Here is a 22962-nt window from a genome sequence, read left to right as displayed (position 1 = left end):
AGTACCCGTAACGCGCCCTATGTTCAATCGACCCCCACAGAAAAGCCCGCTCCGGCGGGCTTTTTTTTGCCTCTTCTGGACGCCAAAGGGCATGGCCACCACCAAGCAAGGTCTTGAATTAAAGTCTTAAGCTTCGTCAGTTCCCCGCTACGTCTGAGAAGCGTTGACCAGCGGGACGCTGAGATCGTAGACATCCATCATTGCTCCGTCCCGATGACCGCTGGCCTCCTGTTTATCCGCCCTATTGCCCGCCGTGTCGGTGATACCACGCCGCTTAAGGTCATGCAGGCCAAACCGCTGCTCGACCGTTATGGTGCCGTCCTCAATGGCCGAGGTGATGAATCGTTGCCAGGCCGTATCCAGACTGGATTTACGTAAAGCACCACCATGGCTTGCCACGATGATATAGCGTCGATCGGGACGAATCGGAAGGACCGTTGATTTGCTGGCCCACACCTTTGCCCGGTAGGCCTTCGCTCCCTCCCAGGCGGCCCGCAGGCGTGGCGTCCAGCGGACAATATTGTCCCGGCTGCCCTTGCGCCGGTTGGTCATAATCCCTTCGTCCAGTTCATGGGCATCGGTCAGGGTGATAGTCTCAATGCCCCGCAAGCGACAGAGGTAACCGATCTCCATCACGTAGCTCAGGTACTCCGGACAGCCGCCTTTCTCGTTCCTGGCCAAGCGCCCGAACGCCAGTGCACGGTCGACCAGCGCTTCCATGACCAGGTGTTCCGGCAAACGCCGGCGCTTGCGCTCCACAGGCGCTTCAATTCCCTGCGCGGGATTGTTGTCGAGGTAGCCCCGGTTGCGACCCCACTGCAGCACCCGGCGCAGGTATCGCAGGACATGCGCCGCTTTGGACGGCGTGCCTTCGTCGGCCAGGCGATCAACAATCCGCTGGATCAATGCTGCGGTGAATTTCTTCACCAGCAGATCCCCCAACGGTTTGCCCAGCCGGGTCGGTATGCCGAGCAAGACGTCTCGCGAATAGCAGTAGTCGCTGTGAGTCTTGAGGCTGAGTCGCTTGTAACGATCGCTCAGATGAAACTGCGCGCAGACGTAACGCAATGTGCCTTTATCGACGCCCGAGGTTTGCTCCATTATCTGGTGCAACTCGGCCAGGCTCACGTCAGCCGGTGCCACATTGCGCCGGCGCTGTTTGCCGGTCTCGTCGTAATGCAGCGTGTACCAGACGCCGGCGTTGCGATGATCAAAATAGATGGCCGCTGGAAGAGCGGCCTGGTCAATGTGTGGGGGGATGTGCGGATTATGCTTCCGCTTACGCGCTTTCCTCATAGGATATCGGTGTCATAACTCTCTGAAGTTACAGACTCTATGCCCGCAGCGTGGTGGATGAGATCCAGCGTCGTCCACGGACCAGTGCGCCCCCGGAACATGCGGATCCCCTGAGTGATCAGCGAGCGTTCGACGTCGGAGCGGCGTTGGTAGCCGGTGATGCGCTGCAGGTCCTCAAAAGTGAGAACATTGCTTGTTTGGGAGTTCATGATTGCTCTCTATCTCAAGCAGCAATCAGGGCAGTGTAACGTCCCGCCCTGATGCTCAAAGCCAGAACCTGAAGGCTCAATTACTGGGGGAGGGGATGGCGAGAATGCTGGCCAGAACGCGCATGTCGTTGGCGCTCAGATCACCTTGGGTAGTGGCCTGTGTGGCCAGGCTTTCAAGTCGCCCGCGAGCGTGCGGAGTCTTGTGCACCTGGTAACTGATCAATGCTGCGCCGATCAGGGCGATAGTCAGCAGGTTTTGGGATGGTGTGCTAGCCTTTGGATCGCTGCTGCTTGGGTGTTCCGTCTTCATCACCGTACTCCTAGTAGTGGTTGGTACTGGGGAGCTGCAACTCCTCAGTACCGTTCTTTTGCTGACATCGTTGCCGTCAGTTTCTTATGGCTGCAGTCCTGCCCTGCGCACCAGGTGAATCACCAAGTCTTCCAGATCGACCAGATCTTCCGTCTCTGATTGCCATTCCAGCACCGCCTGGATCTGATCCCGGCTGCATTCCAGTACTAAAAGCTCCTGCTTTGTGGTGCTCCGAACTTCCAGAATCTCTACCAGGCCATCAGCGCTGTATGCCTCGGCATGTACCAGTTGGTTTGCTTCGCCGATCCAGTCGTGCAGTTCTTTCAAATGCTTGAGCTGCTTCGTAGCACCTTGCCAACCTTCGCCCGTGATGACTTGAATGTGCATATGTGTTTCTCCTCGCGGTAGTGATCAAGCGGCTTGAAAAATCCAGCACCGCACGGTTTTCGGCTTATCGGCGGCGTCGATATCCCAGGACGAACACACGTTGCGGTTTGTCTCGATGAACTTCGGGCACTTGCTGGTTTTTAGGTGACGTTTGAGTTCGGCCAGATCCGGGACCTTCTGCCGCTTGTTCGCCGCAGCTTCGGCAAAGTCGTTCAGGTTCACCGCAATCAGCCCCTCATTACGAGAGTGGTTCAACGCACCAGCGTGGCTGTTCAGGTACTCGTAAAGCTCCCAGAACTCAACGACCATCGGGTGATCAGCGTTGATTGCCAGTTGTCGCTCTTTGGCCATGCTTTGAACCTCGGCATGGGCTGCGTCAACCTGGTGTTGCTGCAGTGGCACGACATGTACCAGGGCGTCGACCAGCGCATGCAACTGGGCGTGGTTCTTGGCAATACGCACCGTGCGGATCTCGGGCAACTGCAGCAGCCGCTGTTCATAGAGCGGCACACTCGCTTTCACGGTCTGCATCACTTGCGCTTCCCGGGTTGTTGCCATCAACAGAAAGCCACTCACCTTGTCGACTGGCATCTGCTCGAGCTCTTCCACCAGCAGTTTGGTTTTGGCTGTCTGGCCGTCCTTTGTCATGCCGACGTGGGCTATCCGCTGCAGGATGGGCTCCGAGGCGTTCACAGCATGGTTTTGGGCGAACACAAAAGCACCGCGGAACGGCGGTTCCCGCGTGTCGTTGCCGTTGTTCTTGACCCCGGTCGACCGGACGCTACGGCCGTTGTAAGCGGTTTTCAGCTCGTCCCAGTCGTACTGCTTAGTCGCGCTGCCATCGGTCTTTTCCCGTTCGGATTCGATCAGCACGACCGGGAGGTTGCCGACCTGGGCGAAGTTACGAGCGCGGGCGACCGGTGTGCCCTTGGATGGGTCAAAGCCTTCGTAGTCGAGGCGACCGAGCAGCTTCCATAGAAACTCGATCAGCGTGGACTTACCCGCACCGGCTTCACCGACCACCTCAAGAAACAGGTAGCTCTTCTGATGTTGCCGGATCTGCTCCGCGAACAATGCTCCCAGCCAGTACGCCAGAACGACGATTCCTTTGGCCCCAAAGCACTGCCACAGAATGTCGAGCCAGCGCGTTGTGAACTTGTTTAGATCGGTGTTGATGTTCAGCGTGACGGACTGACTGAGCGTTTTAATGCTCAGTTTCTCCATGTCGAAAAAGTCTTCCTCGTTCAGTTTGTAAACCTTGCCGTCGCGCACGGCCACGTCGCCGTAAACGTAGGCACCGTGTTCGCGGGTGTAGCCGGTGAAGTCGATTGTCTGCACGGTCTTGAGCGCGTTTGTCTGCTCCTCAATGAACGCGTCCAGTTGCTGCGTGGTGCCGGTGAACATCCCACCGGGTGCGATCCCGAGCAGTCGTTTCTTAAACTCGGCGGACGAGGCGATCTGCGAGCTGGTAAAGGTGTTCTTGATCGGCGCGGCGTCGTGGGCAAACGTGATCCGGAAGTAGTACCAGGACTCGTCGGTTAGCTTGTTCTCCTGGTAGTACAGCGCCTTGGGGTTGCAGGTGGCAATCCGCTGAATCGCGCCGCACTGCTGCATGGCCTTGGCCCGGCGCTGCTTGTCGTTCAGTAACTGATCGTCCTGATGCTCGCTGTCCTCGAGGTCTTGCATGGCCCGGTTGAATTTCTCCAGATCGAGCTTGAACCAGTAGAGGCGGTTACCGAACTCAAGGTGGAATTCACTACGGCGTTTCCAGTCGAAAAGCACCAACGCCTTTTCCGTTGCGTTATCGGCGATCAAAAGGGCACCGTGGTGCCTGGCAACAGTCAGGTCCTTCTGGGTCTGCTCGGTCCGTTTGTCATCCTCTTCTATGGCCCACCAACGCTGATGCAGATCGTTCCAGTCGACCTTGCGACCGTCACGCTGGGGGATCTGGGCCGCCTCGCAGACAAAGCCCAGTTCTCGCGCCTGACGAACCCAGCGCTTGGTGTACGCGTGTGCGCCTGGCTCGTTGTCCAATGCCCACACTAGCTTCGGTAATTTGCCTTCACGGTCTTTGGCGAGGCGCTTCAATGACTCGTCAGGAAATGCATTGGACGACATAGCGGATACTGCTGCCACGCCGTGATGCACCAGCGCGATGGCATCAAAGATCCCCTCGACAATCCAAAGCTCTTTAACGTCCAGCAGCTCGACACATGGGGGGCACCACCACACGCCTTTGTAGCTTTCGCCTGGTTTGAAGCGCGCCTTCATCTTCCCGAACCGGGCTGGGCGGTCAATCAACCGCTCCCAGTAGCCACCTTTATCGAGTGCGAACCGCACTGTGGCGCTGCCAGCGTCATGTTGGGACGAAAAGAAAGTGTCCTGAGTGAACCAGCCGGTGATCAACGACATGTCGAAGCTACGTGCAAACTCCATGTAGGCGCGAGCCGTTGCGGTAGGGGCATTATCGGTCGTGGGCGCGCGCTTGCTCCAATCCTCAAAAAGGTCGTCGTAAATCTCTTTGACGTGCAGCGTGTGACCACACTTCTCCTGCCGGCCGCAAATCAACTGCCAAGGGCTGTCAAAGCGGGTGTAAAGCTCCTTTTTGTTGCACTTGGGGCAGGTGCCGCCGCGCATATAGTTGGTTGATTTGCGGAGCTTCAATCCGTAGTCGGACTGAATGCGCTGCAGAACGTCGTGGCGTAGATCGTCTCTCATGAATGCTTCACTGCTTTGAGGCTTTGGCTCAGGGCTGCCATAAGGCGTTTTTGCGCTGCCATAACAGGGACGTGGGCGAGAATTGCGCCATGGCGTTGGCCGTCCGCTACAAAGCGGTATTGGTCGTCGTACCAGTATTCATTGAGCCTCAGGCGGTACTGTTCACGCAGTGCTTCAAGCAGTGCTTGAGCCTCTGCCTGGGGCAGTTGAGCGGTGACGATCACGGCGTTGGCCATCGTTAAACCTCGAATTTGGGCGCAGCTCACCCATACCCACTGGAGTGGGGCAGGCAATGTTTGGGGGTGTTTAAGTGGCGGGGGGGACGGGTTTGCCGTGGCCGGCAGCGATCAGGTGTTCGTAGATCAGATGAACAGGTACAGACCAAGCGAGCCCACGAATGGGATCACTGATCACTACTGTCATTTCTGCGCTTGCCTGAAGGTCTATACGCTGGCGACCGATGACTGCCAGAACGTTGCTGTAGGCCTGGTGCACCAGATGGTTTGCAAAAGACTCTTTGACCTCAAAGCTTTCGACCAGGTGATCGGTCGTTCGACTGAGCAGTTGGCCCAGATCGCCCAAATGCTCGCCCTGATGGCGCTCGATAAATGCCTGAGCTGCAGCGCGGATGGTCTCTTGATAATCCATATCAGCTGGTACGTTGTTCATTTTTCAGTCCCTGATTTAGCGCGGTACAGGTCGATAGCTGCCAACACTTCCGCATGACGTGCAGCCATGTGCAGGTTGTGTGCATTGAGAATGTGCTCGGCCTCTGCTGCACTTATGTAGCCGTCGGCAAGAGCCTTGGAGATCTCCAGGTCGACGCATCCACGCTTTGCCGCCGCTTGAATGGAAAGGGCGTACATCTCGACGTTGTCCAGCGAATCGGGATCAGCCACCGGAACGAACAGACCGCCATACATGGACGCCACGTAGTTAGCCAAATGCTGGGTACCGGCTTCTTGCTCCAGTTGGAACAGCTGCGCGTCATTCAGTGGCCTACTGTTGTTGTTCTCGTAAGCGTGGTTATCAAACTTCTTCAATGCCAAGCCGATACGAGCAGCTGCGCACTCACGTCCGCCTGGATAACTGCAGATGATCGCGCTGACTACTTCACGGCGTGTCTTTAGAACTGGGCTTTTCATGTTCTGCTTTTCCCTGCTGATGTGTGCCATTACCTTGTAATCACGCCGTCTTTGATCCCGAGGAGGACGGCAGCTCGATGTGCCTCCCCACATCTACATCGGCTCTGGCCACTCAGCACTGCGTACACTGTGCTGGGATTCAAATTGTGCTGCAGCGCAAATCCTCTGGCCGTCTGGCCACGACGCTCAAGAGCTTCACGTGCAGCTATACGGGCTTGCTCGGTGATGGTGCTGTTCGGCATAGTGCAATTCCATGCATTTTCATGTGGTGTGGAATGCAGAATGATGCACATACGTGCATTTGTAAAGCCATTGGATGAATAATTTTGCACTCTTCTGAAGAGATCGGCTCGCGACTGCGCGAAGAGAGAATGCGGTGCGGACTTACTCAAGAGCAGGCCGCCAAAGCGGCTGGCGTTGTGAAGCGTACTCAAGCGAACTACGAAGCCGGGTCGAGCGACGCGCCGGCAATGTATCTGAGCATCGTTGCACGTGAGCTGAGCTTCGACGTCATGTACATACTCAACGGCGTCCGAACTACGCTCAGTTCTGGTGAACTCAGCGAAGTTGAGGACCAGATGATTCAACAGTATCGAGCAATACCTGAGCACGACCAGCATGCGATTCGACGTTTTCTGAAGGCCATGGCTGATGACGCGAAAACGCATATACGATAATGCGTGAATGATTTCTCCCGGCCCCCACAAAACAGTAATGCCATAGCCGATAAAGCCTCCTCCCCTATGTATTTCAAGGAGTTAAGGCATGTCAGATATGACAGACGTAGCGTGTGATTCTCGTAACCTGAGCTATACCCGGGAGTACATGCACGGCCTTGAGGAGCAACAGATTATTCAAGGTTTTCGCCGCTTGACTGATGATGAAAAGCGCAGAGTGCTGCGCCTCGTAGATCTGTTGGTTTGTCACCCTGAATGTGAAGAGGATTAATCCGCTGATCGCCGGCCTAGTCGGTCGGCGGTTCTCACTTCAAGCGACGGCTTTCCGTCCCAGCTGCTCAAACAGTTCTTTCTGTTTGTCAGGTGTCAGATCCCGTAACCGATCAAAAAGCATCACGTCCAGCTGCTGCCCGGACGGCCTGAGCGTGTGCGAAAACGTCAGGTTGGCCACCCATGTATGGCCGCAACTGGCGTCCAAGCATTGGCAGTACAACTTCACATACGCCCTCGTCACTTCCTCCCGTGAGCTGATCCGTCCCTTGTGCCCGCATGTTGTGCAATAAATCCGCATGTTCCCTCCCCAGGGCCATCCTATGGCTACTATTTTGCCATATCTGTAATGGCATTATCTGTGCTTTCGGTCATATCAAGCCGTTACAGATGTGTCCGGCAGCGGTTTCCAGGCGAACCGCCTGTCCTCTCGCAAAGTCGCATTGGCCTGGTCAAACAGCTGACAGATCGGCCTGATCTCGTTGCTGGTGTAAACGCGATCGATCTTCTCGATGTCACCGAATCCGCCACTGTTCTCCGGGATGATTCCGGCCAGGGCCGGGTTCATGCGCCAGGCCGCGATCACGTCATTGCGCGTGATGTTCTTCACCTTTTCCAGTTCGTCCTTGGCCTGGAAGTCGCCCACCGGGATGATCTGAATGGCCTTCTCGGAACCGCCTGGAATGTTGACGAACATCGATCGGAAGTTGCCCACGCCTTTGCTGGCCGTGATCTGGGCACGCAACTCCTCTTCGTCCTCCTCGGTCAGGTTCGGGTCGTTGGTGTAGAAGATGTATCCCGCGTGAGCGCCGTTGCTGTAGTAGCGCCGGCGAAACAGCGTTGCGGCTTCGTTGAGCAGCAGCGCCTGCAGACCGCCCAGGTACTCAGGCACGCCATAAATGTTCTGCTCTACGTCGTAGTTGAGGACGTGCTCGATCTCGTCGGCGTCAAACTCGGTTTCCTTACCGTTCTGTTCCAACTGGACGAACCCACCGTCGACCTTGACCCGCATGTTGATGGCCGGCAGGTGTCGCAGCTCCAGAATCTGGCCCAGCAGGTTGGGCACCCGATAGAAGTACGCTTCGCCAAACACCATGAAGTCCAGCGCAGCCCGACTCATATCGGCCACTGACAGGCCGGCTGAAGGGATGAACTCACGCAGCAGCAGATTGCGTTTGAACCCTGGTATCGCGCCGTGGTGTGCGTTGGCTTTGAGCAGCTTGGCCAGCCCCCTGCGTGAGACTGGCGGCGTGAAGATGCGACCGTCGTCGCTGGCGAACACGCCCAGGTACTGCGCGATGTTGTCGGTCAGCACTGATTCCGGAGCACCGAACGTGAATGCACGCATGGGCCGTTGCGCCGGTTTTTCCTGCTGCAGGGTTTTGGGTTTTGCCATGGGAAGTTGATCCAGTGAGTGCGTAGCGACTGCGCCGCTTTTTGTCCGTGTTGAGGGGTTCGTACTGCAGGGCGTGCATGACCGCCCAGGCCACGTCCGCGTGACCTGTCGCGTCTGTTCGCGACGCGCTATAGGTCACCTGGCCGCTGGCGGTTGTGCCGCGCTTGATTGTCAGGAAGGCCTGGGCGATATCGTTCCAGCCGGCGTCCCACTCGATGCGGCTGCCCTGGATGGTGTCCTGCGCCTTGAGCACCAATAGGTTCTTGGTTTCCAGGCTGTAGTGGATCGAGGTCGCACGCGGGTAGAAGTCGCGCACCAGGTCGAAGACGCCGTAGCCGATGCCGGTCGTGTCGATCCCGATGTGCTGTACGTTGAAGCGCTCGGTCAGCTTCTTGACCTGCTCGGCCTGGTACTTGAACGACTGACCACGCCAGCTGTGCTTCTCAAGAATGCGGAACTTGCCGCCGTTCTCCAGCGGCGGTGCGATGACCACGCACGTCGCATCGTCGCGTGTCCGGCTCGGGTCGTAACCGATCCAGACCGGGCTGTTGCCATACGGGCGAGGGTCGTCCGGGTCGAAGTCGGCCCACAAAGACAGGTCCGAATAGCAGCGCTCCAGATCTGCCAAGGAAAACGCGCTCTGGCTGCTGTCGATGAACTTGCACATGAACAACTGCTGGAACTTGTCCTCGTCGTACTCCAGTTGCAGCTGCTCGAGGTCGAACAGATCGCAGCCACCGGCGATCGCGTCCAGGATGGTGATGACCTTGCGCCACTGACCGTCCGGACACAGCGCGCCGGCAGAGATCTGCTTATCGCTCGGCCATGGCTCCTTGGCGTTCTTGCGCTTGCTGTTGCGGAACTTCTCGCCTTGCCAAAACGGATAGGCCTGGTGCGACACGGCGCTGGGCGTGGAGAAATAGGTTTTGCGCCACTTCTTATGGGTCGCCATGGCGCTTGCCACGGTGTTCAGTTTCTCGAAGTCGCGGATCCAGAAATATTCGTCAACGTACACATGGCCATGGTGACCCTGCGCAGTGCTGCTGTTGGTACTGAGAAAGCGCAGCTCGGCCCAGGGCTTGCCGTCCTTGCTGAGTACGATCGGGTTGCCGGTCAGCTCCAGGCCAAACCACGCCTGGGCAAAGGCGATGATGTAGCTGCGGAAAATCTCGGACTGGGCGCGGCTGGCCGACAGGAACACCTGGTTATCGCCGGTCAGCACCGCGTCCATGAAAGCTTCGCCGGCGAAGTAGTAGGTCAGGCCCACCTGGCGGCTTTTGAGGATGTTCCGGATCCTGGCGGTCAGCGGGTTCTGTTTCGCGGCGAACAGCTCTTTCTGGTAGCCGTACATTTTGCTGATGAACTTGTCGAGAAAGTCCACTTCGCGCAGCTCGCTGACGTCGTTCTTAACCTTCTTTTCCCGCTTCTTGCCGTCGCGCTTGCCACGCTCCCGACGCTCACCGCGTTGATCATCGCGGCGATGGCCATCGTTGTCCTGGTCATCACGGATCGGCGCAGCCACCGGCTTTACACACTGCTTAACCAGTCTTTCGCGAACAGTCGTCAACCGGTCCAATTCGTCCAATTCGCCCTTGGTCAGCGAGTCGGCTTTCTCCAGAAGCAAGGTGATACGCCGGCTGACGGCAGTCAGCGGTTCTTCATCCGTCAGCATGTCTTCCCAGCCACCAACGCGGATCCAGTGGTACACGATCCGGATGTTGGGCAGGTTTAACTGCGCCTGAATTTCCTTGGCCTTGTGACGGCGTAGAAACAGGCGTTTGGCGGCTTCTTTGACTTCGGTTGAGTAGTACATGGGCCGCAGTCTATGCGGCGAAAACGCGGAAAACGTGCAGTTAAAATCCGTGTTTCTCCTATAAATCAAATATAGGAGAAGCGCGAAAGTAAACCGTTTGTTGGAGGCGTTGCGGCTCCCTATCTTGGGGCCTCAACTTACCGATGAGCGCAGTTCTTCCCATGCCCCGTTCCCTTGTCAGCTTTTGGAAACGCGTCGCCACCAGCGGTCCTACCGTCGATGGTCGCGTCATCACGCCCCAGGAACTGCGCGACATCGCCGAGACGTACAGCACTACTACTTACACGGCCACCATCTGGTCCGAACATGACCGCTGGCCAGGCTCCTACGGCACCGTGTTTGCCGTGCGCCTGATCGAGGACGTCGAGGGTCTGGCCCCCGGCCAAGTCGCGCTGGAAGCGCAGTTGAAGCCCAATCAAAAGCTGCTGTGGCTCAACGACCAAGGCGAAAAGCTCTTCACCAGCATCGAGATCATGCCCGACTTCGCTGGCACCGGCAGGGCGTACCTGACCGGCCTGGCCGTCACTGACGAGCCTGCGAGCCTGGGCACTCAAGAACTCTACTTCTCCCGCAACCCCGGCAACCCCGGTAAGCGCGTGCATTACGCGGCGGCCGTCCCGCTGGGTTCGATTGGTGAAGACGAACCGCAGGGCGAGGTGGCCAAGCTGTTCAGCCTGTTCACCGGCCTGTTCAAGCGCTTTGGCATTGAAGAGGTGCCAGCCGAAACCACCCCGCAAACCCCTATAGAGAGCAAACCCCCAATGGATGAAGCTACAGCCAAAGCGCTGCAGGCCTTGATCGAACAGCAACTGATCGTCACTGCCGGCATTCAGGCGCTGATTGACAGTTTCGCAGAGGCACCGCCGGCACCCGACCAGGCCCCGATCGACGACGTACAGACGGCGGTCGATGACATCGTGGCCACCGCCGAAGACGAAAAGCAGTTGAGCCGCAAGGGCTCGTCCAACGCCGCAGTGCTGGCCGGCATGAACAAGCTGCAGGCGCAATTCAGCGCGTTGCTGGACAAGCCGGAAGGCCGCCACCTGTCACGCACCACTGGTGCCGCTGACCCTAAACCGAAGCGGGTACTCTGACATGGCCCAGTCACTGAGCGCATTCGGCGCGAAAATGTTCGCGGCCCTGCAGGTTTCCCTGGCTGAGTCTTACGGTGTCGAGTTGGCCAGCAAGACGTTCAGCGTCGAGCCATCGATTGCCCAGGAACTCAACGAGGCGATCACCCACAAGTCCGATTTCCTGCAGCGCATCAACGTCATCGGCGTGACCGAGATCAAGGGTCAAAAGGTTTTCCTGGGCGTGTCGGGTCCTGTGACCGGTCGCACCAACACCAAGACCACCGATCGCGAAGCCAAGGATGCTTCGGCGCTTGATGACAGCACCTACGAGCTGTTCTCGACTGAATCTGACGTCAGCCTGCCTTACGCCAAGATCGACGCCTGGGCCAAGTTTCCGGACTTCCAGCAGCGCTACTCCGCTGCTGTGCAAAAGCAGATCGCACTCGACCGTCTGATGATCGGCTTCCATGGCCTCAAAGCCGCACCGCAGACCAGCATCACCGAATTTCCGATGCTGCAGGACGTGAACAAGGGCTGGCTGCAGATCGCTCGCGAGCAGATCCCTGAACAGGTTCTGAGCCAAGGCCTGGAAGCGGGCAAGGTCAGGCTGGGCGAAGGTGGCGACTACGCCAACCTCGACGCCCTGGTGCATGACACCAAGCAGATGGTCGACGAGCGCGTTCGCGATGGCGGCGACCTGATCGCAATCATTGGCAGTGATCTGCTGGCAGCCGACAAGGCCAAGCTTTACGCCAAGCAAGGCGACGTGCCGACCGAAAAAGAACGCATCGAAGACGCTCAGGTCATCGCGACCTATGGCGGTCTGCCAAGCTTCAGCGTGCCGTTCTTCCCGGTCAACGCCGTTGTGGTCACCAGCTTCGACAACCTGTCGATCTACTTCCAGGACTCCAGCTGGCGCAAGCAGACCGTTGATAACCCGAAGCGCTCCCGCGTCGAGGATTACAACAGCCGTAACGAAGGCTATGTGATCGAGCAGTTGGAAAAGTTCGCCATGACCGAAAACGTCGAATTGGTGAAAGCATGAGCCTGGCACTGGCGCACAAACGCCGCTTGATCGCAGAAGGCCCAGCGGCTGCGATCGCCGGTGCCCCAATGGCTTATTCGGCGGACACCGCGATGTCCAGCCCTGCCAATGCACGCAAGCACTTGAAGTTGATGGAAGACGCGCTGGCGGGCGATCTGGAGCGCATCAGCGCGATCAACAGCCACTCGCTGCGCCAGTTGCTCAAGCGTGACGAGTTGCTGCCCAAATACCTGGAGTACGTACAGCGGTATCGCGATTCGGAATTGAATTTCCAGAACTCGGTGTTGGTGTACGTCCTGATCTGGCTGTTCGACACCGAGCAGTTTACCCAGGGCCTGGAGCTGGCCGATTTCGCCATGTCTCAAGGGCAGGCACTGCCTGAGCGCTTCAACCGTGACATTCCGACCTTCGTTGCAGATGAGGTGATCGATTGGGCCGAGGCGGAATTCAAGGCCAGGCGCAGCCCTGAGCCCTACGTTTCCAACCTACTGCCCCGTGTCGACGGCGAATGGCAGCTGTTCGAGCGCATTCCTGCTCGTTATCACAAGTTGCTGGGAATGATCGCGCTGCACCGCAAGGACTGGCCTGTAGCAATTCACCACTTCGAACGGGCCGAACAGCTTTACGAAAGCATCGGCGTAGGGACGCGCCTGGCTGACTGCCGCAAGGCACTGGCCAAGGCACAAGCCACCGAAAACGCCGGCAACGGCACCGAATAACCGACTACCCCCCCCGGCGAGAAACTGTGGATGTGAGCCAACCATTTTATGGCCCCTGACCCACTGAAACAGTTTTCCCGCCCCTAATACAAAAAGCCCCGCACTGGGCGGGGCTTTGTGAGGCACAGATGTTTAACGGATCACTGCGAGAGCTTATCTATCGCCATCTTCCCCTCGGGGAAGGTCGCGGTGACTTCCAAACTACTGCCTCCCAGAACATGGACGCACTCCCTCAGTGCTATGACGTACCGGTCAGCGACTTTCAGCGCTGCCTTGATCGTCGCCACATGATCACCTTGGGTGCGCATAAACATAAGCGCCATTGCGTGTGCGTCCTCAAGTCTTCTATCGGAGAGCTGCTGCTTACGCCTGGCAGCGGTCTGGCGCGCCTTAAGCCGCTCTTTCATAGAAACAACCTTTCCTTGTTCGTCGGTCATGTTGAGCAGTCCTCCTTGGCTTGTGGGGAAAGTGTATGAGCTTTTCCGGAAAACCCACGGTGCTGGTAGACGAACGGATCGGGAACGATGGTTTTTGGCCCGACCTATCGATAGCCGAGTTTCAGAAAGGTTACCGCCTGCCGGCGGAGTACCTGGTAGAGATGCTGGCTGCCGATCTGAACATGGCCATGGTCGAGGTCAATACCGACCTGGCCAAGTTAAAAGCGCGCTGGCAGGGCGCTGGCGTGTCCAACGTTGAGTCCGCAGACACCACCGTCCTGCCAGAGCGCAACTTTCAAGCGGCGACGTACAAGCGCGCCGTGTACAGCCGAGCGAAAGCCAGCTTGCTGACCCAGTTCGCCACGGTCAGTCGTCGCGAAAGCGCCGAAAACTTGGGCAAGGAACTGCCAGAGCGCTCCGAAACCTTCCTCGCTTTCAGCCAGGCTGCTGTGCGGTCGCTGCAGGGCCGTGGCCGCATCACGGCGGCGCTGCTGTGATCAAGCTCAAGGCGTTGACCGCCTACCTGCTCGAGCGCCAATTGGTCGCCCCTGAGCAGCTCGACAGCTGGACCGACCAGGTGCAGGTCGAGCTGGTCTGGAAACCTGACACCCAAGGCATGCACATGGGTGACATGAACTACGGCGCGACCATCTCGATCGAGCGATTCGCGGATCACCCGGCCCGTCTGTTCGCCCTCGTTGGCAGCTGGCTGGAAACCCACGACCAGGACCGCGACGGTCTGCCGAACGTGGTGTTCGATGTGGTCATGCTCGACAACGACCTGGCTGACGTCGACATCAAGCTGCAGTTCATCGAGGCGCAGTACCTGGCCGAGGATCCTGCCGGCGAGATCGAGGCCTTTGGTAGTACCTGGTCGTTCGTACCGTTCGAACTGTGGGTGGCTGAGAGCGGCGAGGTGACCGGTCATGGCCTTTGATCTGGACATTCGCGGCATGCTCGAAGCCCAGGACCTGCTGGCTTTGATGGAGCTTCCGACGCCCAAGCGCAGACGTCTGTTGAACAACGTGGCCAAGCGCGTGCGCAGCCTGAGTCGCCAGCGGATCCGCAACCAGCAGAACCTGAATGGAACCCCGTTCGCTGCCCGCAAGGACACGTCCAAGGGCAAGAAGAAGATGGAAGCCGGCCTGGGCAAGCTGCTCGATGTCACCCGCCTGACTGGTACCGAAGCCGAACTGGGCTGGCGCAACACGCTGACCCGCTGGGTTGCCTCGCAGCAACACAACGGCGTGTCCGAGCGGCGCACCGCCGCACAGATGCGCCAGTGGAACAAGGTTCCGCCGGGCACCGCCGCTACCGAAAAACAGGCCAAGAGCCTGCGCCGTCTGGGTTTCAAGACCCGTCAGGAAGGCAAAAAGACCCTGACCCGCCCATCCGTGGCGTGGATCCAGCAACACCTGAACTACGCCCGGGCGGGATTGCTGATCCGCGTCCTGGAAGACGAACGAGCCGAATCCACCGGTGCGCAAAGCTGGAACATCCAGCTGCCTGCGCGTCAGTTCCTCGGTGCCAGCGACAGCGAAACCAGCCAACTGGTGAACCTGGTGCTGCAACAAATCCTTAATTCACCCCGCTAACGAGGCACCGCTTTATGGCACTCGGCAAAGTCAGCGTTAACAATCTCAACCTCGGCCAGGGTGCCGTGAGCGAGATCGAACGCTATTTCCTGTTCATCGGTCCCGCTGCCAAGAACGTCGGCAAGCTGGTCCCGTTGGACACCCAAAGTGATCTGGACGTCCAGCTGGGCGTTGCGGACAGCGACCTGAAAACCCAAATCCTGGCAGCGCGCAGCAACGGCGGCGATCGCTGGGCCTGCATCGCCGCTCCGATCGCAGGCGAAACCACCTGGCAACAGGCGCTTGAGAGCGCGACCCGCAGTTATTCCTTCGAGGCGGTGGTGATCGTCAACCCGGTTACCACTCAGGCCGAGCTGTCAGCGATGCACGTTGCTGCCAATGACCTGAGCAACAAGCTGGGCCGCCGTGTCTTCGTGCTGGCGGCCACTGCCGGCATCGCTCCGCAGCTGAGCTGGAGCGCTTACGTCGTCGAGCAGAAAACCATTGTCGACGGCCTGGCTGCGCCTCGCGTTCTGCCGGTACCGCAACTGCACGGCAATAACCTGGGCGTGCTGGCCGGTCGACTGGCCAATGCCGCCGTGAGCATTGCCGACACTCCGATGCGCGTTGCCACCGGCGCGGTCCTGGGTCTGGGCGCTGAACCCAAAGACATGGACGGCATCCCGCTGAGCACTGCGGTGATTTCGCAGCTCGACGCAGCGCGTCTGTCTGTGCCCCAGACGTACCCGGACTATCCGGGCACCTACTGGGGCGACGGCAACATGCTGGACACCCCTGGCAGTGACTTCCAGGTGATCGAGAACCTGCGTGTCGTCGACAAGGCAGCCCGTCGCGTGCGCGCTCTGCTGATCCGCTACGTGGGCGATCGGACCCTGAACAGCTCGGCCAACAGCATGGCGACCACCACTTCCAAGCTGATGGCCCCGCTGCGCGCGATGGCCAAGTCCACCAAGTTCGCCGGCCAGGTGTTTCCGGGCGAGATCGAGCAGCCCAAGGACGGCGACATCGTACTGACCTGGACGAGCAAAACCTCTGTCGTGGCCTACCTCAAGCTGCGCCCCCTCAACTGCCCGAAAGACCTGACCGCGAACATCGCGCTGGACCTTTCCGTTACGGATTCGGAGTAACCCATGGCCGCAAAAATTGGCGGTAAGAACTTCGACGTGAACCTGGGCGATCTGCTCGTTCACGTCGAGGCCGGCACCATCGACATCACGGACAACAGCACCGTGGCCCAGACCAAGGGCGTGCCCAACGGGCACGTCGACGGCGATGTCGCTGCAGCCGGCGAACTGGAGCTGGACACCACCAACTTCAATCTGCTCATCGAGCAGGCCAAGACTGCCGGCAGTTTCCGCGAGCTGGAGCCGTTCGACATCGTGTTCTTCGCCAAGGCCGGCGAAGAGGAACTGCGCATCGAGGCCTTCGGCTGCAAGGTCCGCGTGTCCAGCCTGCTGAGCATCGATCCCAAGGGCGGCGCGAAGAACACCCACAAGGTGCCGTTCGACGTCACCAGTCCGGATTTCATCAAGATCAACGGCGTGCCGTACCTGGCTGCTGCTGAAATCGAGGGCCTGACGTAATGGTTTGCCCGTTCGATCGTGCGCAGGCTCTGGAGCAGCGACAGCGCGACCAGGCCATTGCGGCCCAGTTGGCCAAGCCGCGAGCGAGCGGGCCGAGCCTCACCCATTGCCAGGATTGCGACAAGGAGATCCCGCCAGCACGCCAGGCGCTGGGTGGCATGACTCGTTGCGTGCCTTGCCAAACCCTGACTGAAAAGGGGCTTCGCTGATGAGCACCAATCAAGCTGCTCAGGACACCGCCATTGCGTTGGTAAAGGCATCGCCTGCCATTGGTGTTGCCGCCACGGGCGCGACCGGTGCCGTCGACTGGTCCGCAGTGGCCTACATGCTGACCGCGTTTTACATGGTGCTGCAGATCCTGCTGCTGATCCCCAAGTACCGCCAGATGCTGCGGGACTGGAGGGTCAAGCCATGAGCCTGCGCGTCAAGATCACCGCGGGCTTGCTGCTGCTCTGCAGCGGCACGTTGACCGCCTTCCTGGGCACTTGGGAAGGCAACGGCCAGAACGTGGTGTACGCCGACAAGCTGGCCACGGGTTTGCCTACGGTCTGCAAGGGCATCACCAGGCACACCAGCCCGGATCCAGTGGTGGTCGGTGAATATTGGTCGGATGCGCGCTGCGCCGAGGTGGAAGGCTTGGTCATCGCCAAGGGCCAGTTGAGCCTGGCCGACTGCCTGACCAACCAAGCGATCGGGCAGAACACGTTCGACGCCTTGAGCAGCCATGGCCACAACTTCGGCGTGCCGACGACGTGCGCGAGCCGTGCGGTGGGCCTGATCAATGCGGGCCGCATTGCCGAGGGCTGCAAAGCGCTGGCCTGGGCTTCCGACGGCACGACGCCGGTGTGGGCCTACGTGACCGGTGCCGATGGTCGTAAGACCTTCGTTCGTGGCCTGCACAACCGCCGGCTGGCCGAAATGAGGCTGTGCCTGCAATGACCATCAGCCCGCTGCGCCTTGCCCTGTTTTTGCTGGTAGTCGGACTGCTGACCTGGTGCGTTTTCGAGTACCAGGGCGACCAGCTCGTCGCTGCCCGCGCTGATCTGGTCGACGCCACTGCAGATCTGCACACCGAGCGAGAGGCGGCGCGCCTGGCCCGCGATCAGCTGGCAGCGCGGGACCAGCTCGACACCCACCATACCGAGGAACTGAACCGTGCCCGCGCTCAAATCAACACTCTGCAGCTTGCTGTTGCTGATGGCCGTTACCGGCTGCGCATCAAAGCTGTCTGCCCCGCAATGCCCGGTGCCCCCGGCACCGCCGGCCTGGCTGATGCAGGCAGCGCCGAACTCGCAGCAGACGCTCGATCGGATTATTTCACCCTCAGAGACGAGCTTGCCCTCAGCCGGCAAATGATCCTCGGCCTGCAGGACTACATCCGCCAGGTCGTGCAACGCACGCCGGCACAACCCTGACCCTTTGCAACTCAACCTTACGGAAACAACGACATGAGCGAAGTAAACCGCAGCATCACCCTGGAACGTGGCGACAAGGAATTCACCTTCAACCTGACCCCGCAGGTGATCACCAAGTACTTCAACGCCACCACCCAGGCCAACAAGGTCGCCCCGGCTCACAACCTGTTGATGGGCACCGTCAAGGACGAAGACAAGGCCGCACTGAAGGCGCTGCTGGAAAACCCGATCACCACCATGACCCTGGCCGGTGCGTTGCTTGAAGAGTATTCGCCGGACGTTGAAGTGATCGTAAAAAAGCCCTCGAACATGCCGAAGGCCTGACCCAGGACGGGCTGGGCCAGTTGCTGGCCCTGACCCAACGTTGGCTACCTGGCGCTGAGCCCACCATTGAAAGCATGGGCACCGCCAAGTGGCTTGAAGACGAACACTGGAGACGCATGGAAATTGCCGTCGCCAACGGCATTTCTACTGCCTTTAATGGATAACCCTGATGGCTGACCGTTCCGCCCGCCTGGCTTTCATCCTGAAACTGACCGACAAGGTCAGTGCCCCGTTGGGCAAGGTGAAAACCAGCTTCAGCGACCTTGCCGCCAAGAGCCAGCAGAACATCATTCAGATGGGTGCAGGCCTGGCCGGCATGGTGGGGGCGGGCAAGGCCATCACCGAATCATTGGAGCCGGCGCTGGAAGTGAACCGGGCACTGGGTGACATGCGCGCCCTGGGCACGACCGAAGACGCGCTGGCCTCCTTGAACCGGACTGCCCTCGAATTCTCGATCACCTATGCCGCCAGCGCCGCCGAATTCGTGACGTCGTCACGCGTCATCGATGGCGCGATCAAGGGCCTGGTCGGTGGCCAACTGGCGACCATCACGAGTGCCAGCAACCTGTTGGCCAAGGTCACCAAATCCGACGCCGAAACGACCGGCGCGTACCTGGGCACCATGTACAACCTGTTCAAGTCCGATGCGGACAAGATGGGCCGGGTGCAATGGGCCGAGCAACTGACCGGCCAGACCGCGCTGGCGGTGAAGCTGTTCCGTACCGATGGTGCCCAGTTGAAAGACGCCTTCAAGGAAGTAGGGGCGATCGCGACCCAGGCCGGCGTCAGCTTTGCCGAACAAATGGCTGTGGTCGGTACGCTGTCCAGCACCATGGAAGGCGGCGACGCCGGCGGGCGCTACAAGGCGTTTTTTGAAAACCTCAGTGCGGCTGCCGAGAAAACCGGCCTGAGCTTCACGGACGCCGCTGGCAATGCACTGCCCATGCTGCAGATCATGGACAAGCTGCAGGGCAAGTACGGCGACCTGACCAGTGCTGCTGCCGGCACCAAGCTGATGGAAGTGTTCGGCGGTGAAGGTGCCCAGGTGATCGGCGCGCTGGCCAAGGACACCGATCGGCTGCGCAACGGCATTGCCGAGCTGGGCAAGGTCCGGGGCCTGGAGAACGCCGAGAAGATGGCCAAGGCCATGGTCGACCCTTGGCAGCAGTTCGGTAAAGCCGTCGAAGCGCTACGCATCGCCTTCGGTCAGTCCCTGATTCCGACGCTGACCCCGCTGATGGATCGCCTGGTGGGCATTGCCAAGACCTTGACCCGCTGGACGCAGCTGTTCCCGAACATCACCCGCATCATCGGTATCACCACACTGGTGGTCTTTGGCTTCATCGCCGCAATGTCGCTGCTGACTCTGGTAGTCGGGGTCAGCAAAATGGTCTGGCTGGGCATGCTCACCGTGTGGAAGCTGCTCACCTGGCAGGGCTTCAAATCGATCGCCATGTTCCTGTTCCACACGGTCATGGTCGCGGCTTTCGTGGTCGGCCTGATCGGTCTGTATACCTGGATGGCGATCGTGCGCGTCGGCATGTTGCTGTGGCAGGGCGCGATCTGGCTGGTCAACGCCGCCATGCTGGCCAACCCGGTGCTGCTGATCGTGGCCGGCATTGTCCTGTTGGCCGCTGCCGTGGTTGCGGCGGTCGTGTACTGGGACGATTTGTGCACGGCGCTGATGAACACGACCGCGTTCCAGTGGATCAGCGATCAGATGGCCAAACTGTCCAGCTGGTTCGACTCGATGGGCGGCTGGTCCGGCATCGCCAAAACTGCCTGGGACAGCATCCTGTCCACGGTGAAGGGCGCAATCAATGGCCTGATCGAGATGGCCAACAAGATCCCCGGTATCAACATCGAAACCACGTTTGGCGATTTGCCAGAGCCGCCGAAGGTGCCCGATCTGCCTGGTCAAGTGGGCGCACCTGTACCGGGTCCACAACTGCCTGCAGTGGTGACCACAGCGCCAGCGGGCACCGTACCGGGGGCCAAAGTCGCCTCGGCAGCTCCCGCTCCAGCAAGCCAGCCACCTAAGCCCTTGGCTCTGGTACCGGCTGCCGTCGCTCAATCTGCGCGTGTGCAGGTTCCCGCACCTGCAGTTCAGGTCCAGCCGGGCCAGCCCATCAGCCTGCCGCAACCCAACGTGCTGCCCTTCAAACCGCTGCAGATGCCTGCTCCGCAGATCAGCCAGGCCGACCCGATCATGCTGCCGCCGGCATCGGCTGACCTGGCGTTTTCTATGCCGGCCAAAGCTGCTCTGCCAGAGCGCGTCGAGAAGGTCATCGAGCTGCCCGCCAAATCGGATAAGGGTATCGAGGCCCGCAAGGCGATCAACGCCAATACGTCGATCAGCCCCACCAAACCGCAGGCCGTCCCGAAAGGAGGACTGATGCAAAGCTTCCAGAACCAGAGCAACGCCATGAACCCCAACCAGCGCCCCGGCACCCACGTCGAGACACTGAATATCAATACCTCCAAACCGATGACACCGCTGGAACTGGAAAACATGATGGCCATGGCGGTGGGCGGCTGATGAGTGAATACGTTGATCTGTTGATCATGAACAACGACCTGGTACTCGATCCGGCCCGCCAGCCTCTGCTGGTGGATGACCGCGCCTCGATCGCTCAGGACATCGCGCACCTGATCCGCGAAAGCGGCCTGCTGATCACCCTGGTGGCCGAGCGCGACCGGTTGCGTCAGCGTGACTGCATTCAGCAGATGGAGCTGCTCGTCGAGGATGACGAACGCCTGGTACCAGGCACCGCGCAGATCGAGCAGACCCAGCCGGGTGTGTACCTGGTGACCGCCACGACCGTGAAGTTTGGCCAGGTGGAGATCACCTTATGACCGTCGACTTCAAAAAAGCGCTGGGTGACTCCGGCATTCCGACCACTGAGGCGCAGCTCATACAGGCCTGGGAAAAGCTGGCCGTCGAGCAGGGCAGCACGCTGACCAACACCAGCGCGTACAGTCCGTTCTGGCGGATCATCACGGCGCTGGTCACCAAGCCGGTGCTGTGGCTGCTGGAGTTCGTCAGCGGCACGGTGCTGCCGAATTTCTTCGTCAAGACTGCCGGCGCGCAGTGGCTGGACATGCTGGCCTGGGCGGTGAACATCGAGCGCAAGGCCGCGACGGTGGCCGTTGGTGAACTGCTCTTTACCCGCGCCAATACCGGTGGCGAGCTGGAAGTGCCGATCGGCACTGTCGTTCAGTCCCCGACCCTCAACGGTCATATCTACCAGTTGGTGACCACCGAGCCGCGCAGCTTTGAAGAGGGCCAGAGTCAGCTTGTGGTACCGGTCAAGGCCGTGGGAGCGGGCAGCGGCTACAACCTGGCACCGGGTTATTACGCGGTGCTGCCTCAGTCGGTACCGGGCGTTGTCCAGGTGGTGAACAATACCGACTGGCTGCAGACGCCTGGCGCGGATTCGGAGCATGACGACCAGTTGCGCCTGCGCGTGCGCAACCAGTTTTCGGCGGTCAACCAGTGGCATACCGACGCGGTGTACCGGGCGATCATCACCGGGTTTCCAGGTGTGGCAGCGGACGGTGTGTACTTTGAACACGGCGCGCCGCGTGGTCCAGGCAGCGCCAATGCCTTCGTGCTGTTCGACGCCGGCGTGCCCGCCGATACGTTCCTTGAGCAGATCAACACCCATATCCGCGACGGCGGCAACCATGGCCACGGCGACGATCTGCTGGCGATGGCCATGCCTGAAACCCTGCACGCGATCAGCGTCAACGTCTGGCCGGTGGCCAACCTCACCGTGCTGCAGCTGCAGACGCTGCAGGCCGAGATCGGGTTGTTCATCCGCGCTGCGTTCCGCGAAAGCACCCAGAGTGACTACGCGCCGACTCGCACATTCCCTCAGTCGCGTTTCAGCTTCAGCCGCCTGACAGAAGAGCTGCACGTCCAGTTTCCTGACATCAGTTCGTTGCGGTTCGCCAACAGCGACATCGTGTCGGCACTGGACATCCCGCGCATCACCACCCTGGCGGTGGCCCTGCAATGATCAAGCTCAAGCTGCCGTTCTGGCTCGAAGGGCTGGAGCTGACCAAGCTGGTGGCCACCGCCCAGCTTTGGTGGGAACAGGCCACCGAATGGCTGCGCTGGCCGTACCTGCAGTTCGACGCCGACACCTGCCACCTGTCCATTTTGGAGCTGTGGGCCTGGCAGCGCGACGTCACGCGGTTCCCCGCCGAGCCGGAAAGCCTGTTCCGGCTGCGGGTCAAGTACGCCTTTATCAACTCCGTGGACGCCGGCAGCACTGCCGGCTTGAAACGCATCCTGGAGCGCCTCGGCGTGGGTTATGTCGAGATCCAGGAACGCATGCCCGAACGCGACTGGGACGTCGTGCTGCTCACCCTGAGCGATTCCCAACTGTCCGAGAACCCCGACTTGCTGCGCGTGCTGATCCGTCAGTACGGACGCACCTGTCGCCGGTATGACTTCGTAACCATCACCCCGGTGCGGCTTGCTGTTGCCCTGGTGGATTTCAATGACGATCAGCAAACGCTGGTCGCCAGCCTTTAGGAGCCCT

33 protein-coding genes are annotated in these 22962 nt (G+C 59.7%); 20 read left to right on the top strand and 13 right to left on the bottom strand.

The window, feature by feature from the left end; translation table 11 throughout:
• Positions 1 to 147 precede the first annotated feature (147 nt).
• From BLR20_RS23990 to BLR20_RS23950, 9 genes are all read right to left on the bottom strand, one after another.
• Positions 148 to 1296, bottom strand: coding sequence for a site-specific integrase (locus BLR20_RS23990; RefSeq protein ID WP_054993740.1), 1149 nt, complete (start codon positions 1294 to 1296; stop codon positions 148 to 150).
• Positions 1293 to 1505, bottom strand: coding sequence for a hypothetical protein (locus BLR20_RS23985; protein ID WP_004415321.1), 213 nt, complete (start codon positions 1503 to 1505; stop codon positions 1293 to 1295). The genes BLR20_RS23990 and BLR20_RS23985 overlap by 4 nt, the downstream gene beginning before the upstream one ends.
• 76 nt (positions 1506 to 1581) lie before the next feature.
• On the bottom strand, positions 1582 to 1815 hold the full coding sequence (locus BLR20_RS23980; RefSeq protein WP_054993741.1) for a hypothetical protein: 234 nt from the start codon (positions 1813 to 1815) through the stop codon (positions 1582 to 1584).
• A gap of 84 nt (positions 1816 to 1899) precedes the next feature.
• Positions 1900 to 2202, bottom strand: a complete 303-nt coding sequence (locus BLR20_RS23975; protein ID WP_054993742.1) for a hypothetical protein — start codon at positions 2200 to 2202, stop codon at positions 1900 to 1902.
• A 24-nt stretch (positions 2203 to 2226) separates the two neighbouring features.
• Complete coding sequence (locus tag BLR20_RS23970) at positions 2227 to 4920, bottom strand: toprim domain-containing protein (RefSeq protein ID WP_054993743.1); 2694 nt, start codon at positions 4918 to 4920, stop codon at positions 2227 to 2229.
• Positions 4917 to 5156: a hypothetical protein gene (locus BLR20_RS23965; RefSeq protein WP_004407174.1), complete on the bottom strand. Its 240-nt coding sequence runs from the start codon at positions 5154 to 5156 to the stop codon at positions 4917 to 4919. Before BLR20_RS23965 ends, BLR20_RS23970 begins: the two co-directional genes overlap by 4 nt.
• Before the next feature lie 70 nt (positions 5157 to 5226).
• Positions 5227 to 5589, bottom strand: coding sequence for a hypothetical protein (locus tag BLR20_RS23960; protein WP_054993744.1), 363 nt, complete (start codon positions 5587 to 5589; stop codon positions 5227 to 5229).
• Positions 5586 to 6065, bottom strand: a complete 480-nt coding sequence (locus BLR20_RS23955) for a YmfL family putative regulatory protein (RefSeq protein WP_276325958.1) — start codon at positions 6063 to 6065, stop codon at positions 5586 to 5588. Before BLR20_RS23955 ends, BLR20_RS23960 begins: the two co-directional genes overlap by 4 nt.
• Positions 6066 to 6094: 29 nt before the next feature.
• On the bottom strand, positions 6095 to 6307 hold the full coding sequence (locus BLR20_RS23950; protein ID WP_032703435.1) for a helix-turn-helix domain-containing protein: 213 nt from the start codon (positions 6305 to 6307) through the stop codon (positions 6095 to 6097).
• A gap of 84 nt (positions 6308 to 6391) precedes the next feature.
• On the opposite strand from BLR20_RS23950, the gene BLR20_RS23945 reads away from it, so the two are divergent.
• Positions 6392 to 6742 (top strand): helix-turn-helix domain-containing protein, encoded by a 351-nt coding sequence (locus BLR20_RS23945; RefSeq protein WP_032703434.1) that lies wholly within the window; start codon positions 6392 to 6394, stop codon positions 6740 to 6742.
• A gap of 88 nt (positions 6743 to 6830) precedes the next feature.
• Positions 6831 to 7013, top strand: coding sequence for a hypothetical protein (locus BLR20_RS23940; RefSeq protein WP_054993746.1), 183 nt, complete (start codon positions 6831 to 6833; stop codon positions 7011 to 7013).
• A gap of 39 nt (positions 7014 to 7052) precedes the next feature.
• Here BLR20_RS23940 and BLR20_RS23935 read toward each other — a convergent pair whose 3' ends face one another.
• From BLR20_RS23935 to BLR20_RS23925, 3 genes are all read right to left on the bottom strand, one after another.
• Positions 7053 to 7313 carry an ogr/Delta-like zinc finger family protein gene (locus BLR20_RS23935; protein WP_003342337.1) on the bottom strand — a complete coding sequence of 87 codons (261 nt, stop codon included), beginning with the start codon at positions 7311 to 7313 and terminating at the stop codon, positions 7053 to 7055.
• Positions 7314 to 7388: 75 nt separating this feature from the next.
• Positions 7389 to 8240 (bottom strand): phage portal protein, encoded by an 852-nt coding sequence (locus BLR20_RS23930; RefSeq protein WP_054993780.1) that lies wholly within the window; start codon positions 8238 to 8240, stop codon positions 7389 to 7391.
• Positions 8167 to 10221 (bottom strand): terminase large subunit domain-containing protein, encoded by a 2055-nt coding sequence (locus tag BLR20_RS23925; protein ID WP_054993747.1) that lies wholly within the window; start codon positions 10219 to 10221, stop codon positions 8167 to 8169. Before BLR20_RS23925 ends, BLR20_RS23930 begins: the two co-directional genes overlap by 74 nt.
• Before the next feature lie 161 nt (positions 10222 to 10382).
• Here BLR20_RS23925 and BLR20_RS23920 point away from each other — a divergent pair, with 161 nt between their 5' ends.
• From BLR20_RS23920 to gpM, 3 genes are read left to right on the top strand one after another with little or no spacing between them, the layout of a single operon-like run.
• Positions 10383 to 11315 (top strand): GPO family capsid scaffolding protein, encoded by a 933-nt coding sequence (locus BLR20_RS23920; protein ID WP_054993748.1) that lies wholly within the window; start codon positions 10383 to 10385, stop codon positions 11313 to 11315.
• 1 nt (position 11316) lies between these two features.
• Positions 11317 to 12339, top strand: a complete 1023-nt coding sequence (locus BLR20_RS23915) for a phage major capsid protein, P2 family (protein WP_054993749.1) — start codon at positions 11317 to 11319, stop codon at positions 12337 to 12339.
• Positions 12336 to 13058: a phage terminase small subunit gene (gene gpM, locus BLR20_RS23910; RefSeq protein ID WP_054993750.1), complete on the top strand. Its 723-nt coding sequence runs from the start codon at positions 12336 to 12338 to the stop codon at positions 13056 to 13058. The genes BLR20_RS23915 and gpM overlap by 4 nt, the downstream gene beginning before the upstream one ends.
• Positions 13059 to 13198: 140 nt before the next feature.
• Here gpM and BLR20_RS23905 read toward each other — a convergent pair whose 3' ends face one another.
• Positions 13199 to 13495: a hypothetical protein gene (locus BLR20_RS23905; RefSeq protein ID WP_003342323.1), complete on the bottom strand. Its 297-nt coding sequence runs from the start codon at positions 13493 to 13495 to the stop codon at positions 13199 to 13201.
• 35 nt (positions 13496 to 13530) lie between these two features.
• Here BLR20_RS23905 and BLR20_RS23900 point away from each other — a divergent pair, with 35 nt between their 5' ends.
• Genes BLR20_RS23900 through BLR20_RS23835 form a run of 15 tightly spaced genes read left to right on the top strand, consistent with a single transcriptional unit; the run spans position 13531 to position 22955 of the window.
• Positions 13531 to 13992 carry a head completion/stabilization protein gene (locus BLR20_RS23900; protein ID WP_054993751.1) on the top strand — a complete coding sequence of 154 codons (462 nt, stop codon included), beginning with the start codon at positions 13531 to 13533 and terminating at the stop codon, positions 13990 to 13992.
• Complete coding sequence (locus BLR20_RS23895) at positions 13989 to 14432, top strand: phage tail protein (protein ID WP_054993752.1); 444 nt, start codon at positions 13989 to 13991, stop codon at positions 14430 to 14432. The genes BLR20_RS23900 and BLR20_RS23895 overlap by 4 nt, the downstream gene beginning before the upstream one ends.
• The gene (locus BLR20_RS23890; RefSeq protein WP_054993753.1) at positions 14422 to 15090 is read left to right on the top strand and encodes a phage virion morphogenesis family protein; all 669 of its coding nucleotides are present in this window, start codon (positions 14422 to 14424) and stop codon (positions 15088 to 15090) included. The genes BLR20_RS23895 and BLR20_RS23890 overlap by 11 nt, the downstream gene beginning before the upstream one ends.
• 14 nt (positions 15091 to 15104) lie before the next feature.
• Positions 15105 to 16217: a DUF2586 domain-containing protein gene (locus BLR20_RS23885; protein ID WP_054993754.1), complete on the top strand. Its 1113-nt coding sequence runs from the start codon at positions 15105 to 15107 to the stop codon at positions 16215 to 16217.
• A gap of 3 nt (positions 16218 to 16220) precedes the next feature.
• Positions 16221 to 16673, top strand: a complete 453-nt coding sequence (locus BLR20_RS23880) for a phage protein (RefSeq protein WP_003342306.1) — start codon at positions 16221 to 16223, stop codon at positions 16671 to 16673.
• Positions 16673 to 16882, top strand: a complete 210-nt coding sequence (locus BLR20_RS23875) for a TraR/DksA family transcriptional regulator (RefSeq protein ID WP_004407224.1) — start codon at positions 16673 to 16675, stop codon at positions 16880 to 16882. The genes BLR20_RS23880 and BLR20_RS23875 overlap by 1 nt, the downstream gene beginning before the upstream one ends.
• Positions 16882 to 17088 carry a hypothetical protein gene (locus BLR20_RS23870; RefSeq protein WP_003342302.1) on the top strand — a complete coding sequence of 69 codons (207 nt, stop codon included), beginning with the start codon at positions 16882 to 16884 and terminating at the stop codon, positions 17086 to 17088. The genes BLR20_RS23875 and BLR20_RS23870 overlap by 1 nt, the downstream gene beginning before the upstream one ends.
• Positions 17085 to 17612 carry a lysozyme gene (locus tag BLR20_RS23865; protein ID WP_054993755.1) on the top strand — a complete coding sequence of 176 codons (528 nt, stop codon included), beginning with the start codon at positions 17085 to 17087 and terminating at the stop codon, positions 17610 to 17612. Before BLR20_RS23870 ends, BLR20_RS23865 begins: the two co-directional genes overlap by 4 nt.
• Positions 17609 to 18088, top strand: coding sequence for a lysis system i-spanin subunit Rz (locus BLR20_RS23860; RefSeq protein ID WP_054993756.1), 480 nt, complete (start codon positions 17609 to 17611; stop codon positions 18086 to 18088). The genes BLR20_RS23865 and BLR20_RS23860 overlap by 4 nt, the downstream gene beginning before the upstream one ends.
• Positions 18089 to 18121: 33 nt before the next feature.
• Positions 18122 to 18412, top strand: a complete 291-nt coding sequence (locus BLR20_RS23855) for a putative phage tail assembly chaperone (RefSeq protein ID WP_003342295.1) — start codon at positions 18122 to 18124, stop codon at positions 18410 to 18412.
• A 20-nt stretch (positions 18413 to 18432) separates the two neighbouring features.
• Positions 18433 to 18576, top strand: coding sequence for a DUF6890 family protein (locus BLR20_RS28565; protein ID WP_003342293.1), 144 nt, complete (start codon positions 18433 to 18435; stop codon positions 18574 to 18576).
• A 5-nt stretch (positions 18577 to 18581) separates the two neighbouring features.
• A complete protein-coding gene (locus tag BLR20_RS23850; RefSeq protein ID WP_054993757.1) occupies positions 18582 to 20951 on the top strand; it encodes a phage tail tape measure protein in 2370 nt (789 codons plus the stop codon).
• Positions 20951 to 21268, top strand: coding sequence for a DUF2590 family protein (locus BLR20_RS23845; protein WP_003342289.1), 318 nt, complete (start codon positions 20951 to 20953; stop codon positions 21266 to 21268). The genes BLR20_RS23850 and BLR20_RS23845 overlap by 1 nt, the downstream gene beginning before the upstream one ends.
• Complete coding sequence (locus tag BLR20_RS23840; protein WP_054993758.1) at positions 21265 to 22434, top strand: baseplate J/gp47 family protein; 1170 nt, start codon at positions 21265 to 21267, stop codon at positions 22432 to 22434. The genes BLR20_RS23845 and BLR20_RS23840 overlap by 4 nt, the downstream gene beginning before the upstream one ends.
• Positions 22431 to 22955 carry a phage tail protein gene (locus BLR20_RS23835; RefSeq protein ID WP_004407232.1) on the top strand — a complete coding sequence of 175 codons (525 nt, stop codon included), beginning with the start codon at positions 22431 to 22433 and terminating at the stop codon, positions 22953 to 22955. The genes BLR20_RS23840 and BLR20_RS23835 overlap by 4 nt, the downstream gene beginning before the upstream one ends.
• The last annotated feature ends 7 nt before the right edge of the window (positions 22956 to 22962 follow it).

It is taken from the genome of Pseudomonas congelans (genome assembly GCF_900103225.1).
Taxonomy (GTDB): domain Bacteria; phylum Pseudomonadota; class Gammaproteobacteria; order Pseudomonadales; family Pseudomonadaceae; genus Aquipseudomonas; species Aquipseudomonas congelans.
Note: the sequence above shows the minus strand (reverse complement) of the source record. Positions and strands in the feature narration are given on the sequence as shown.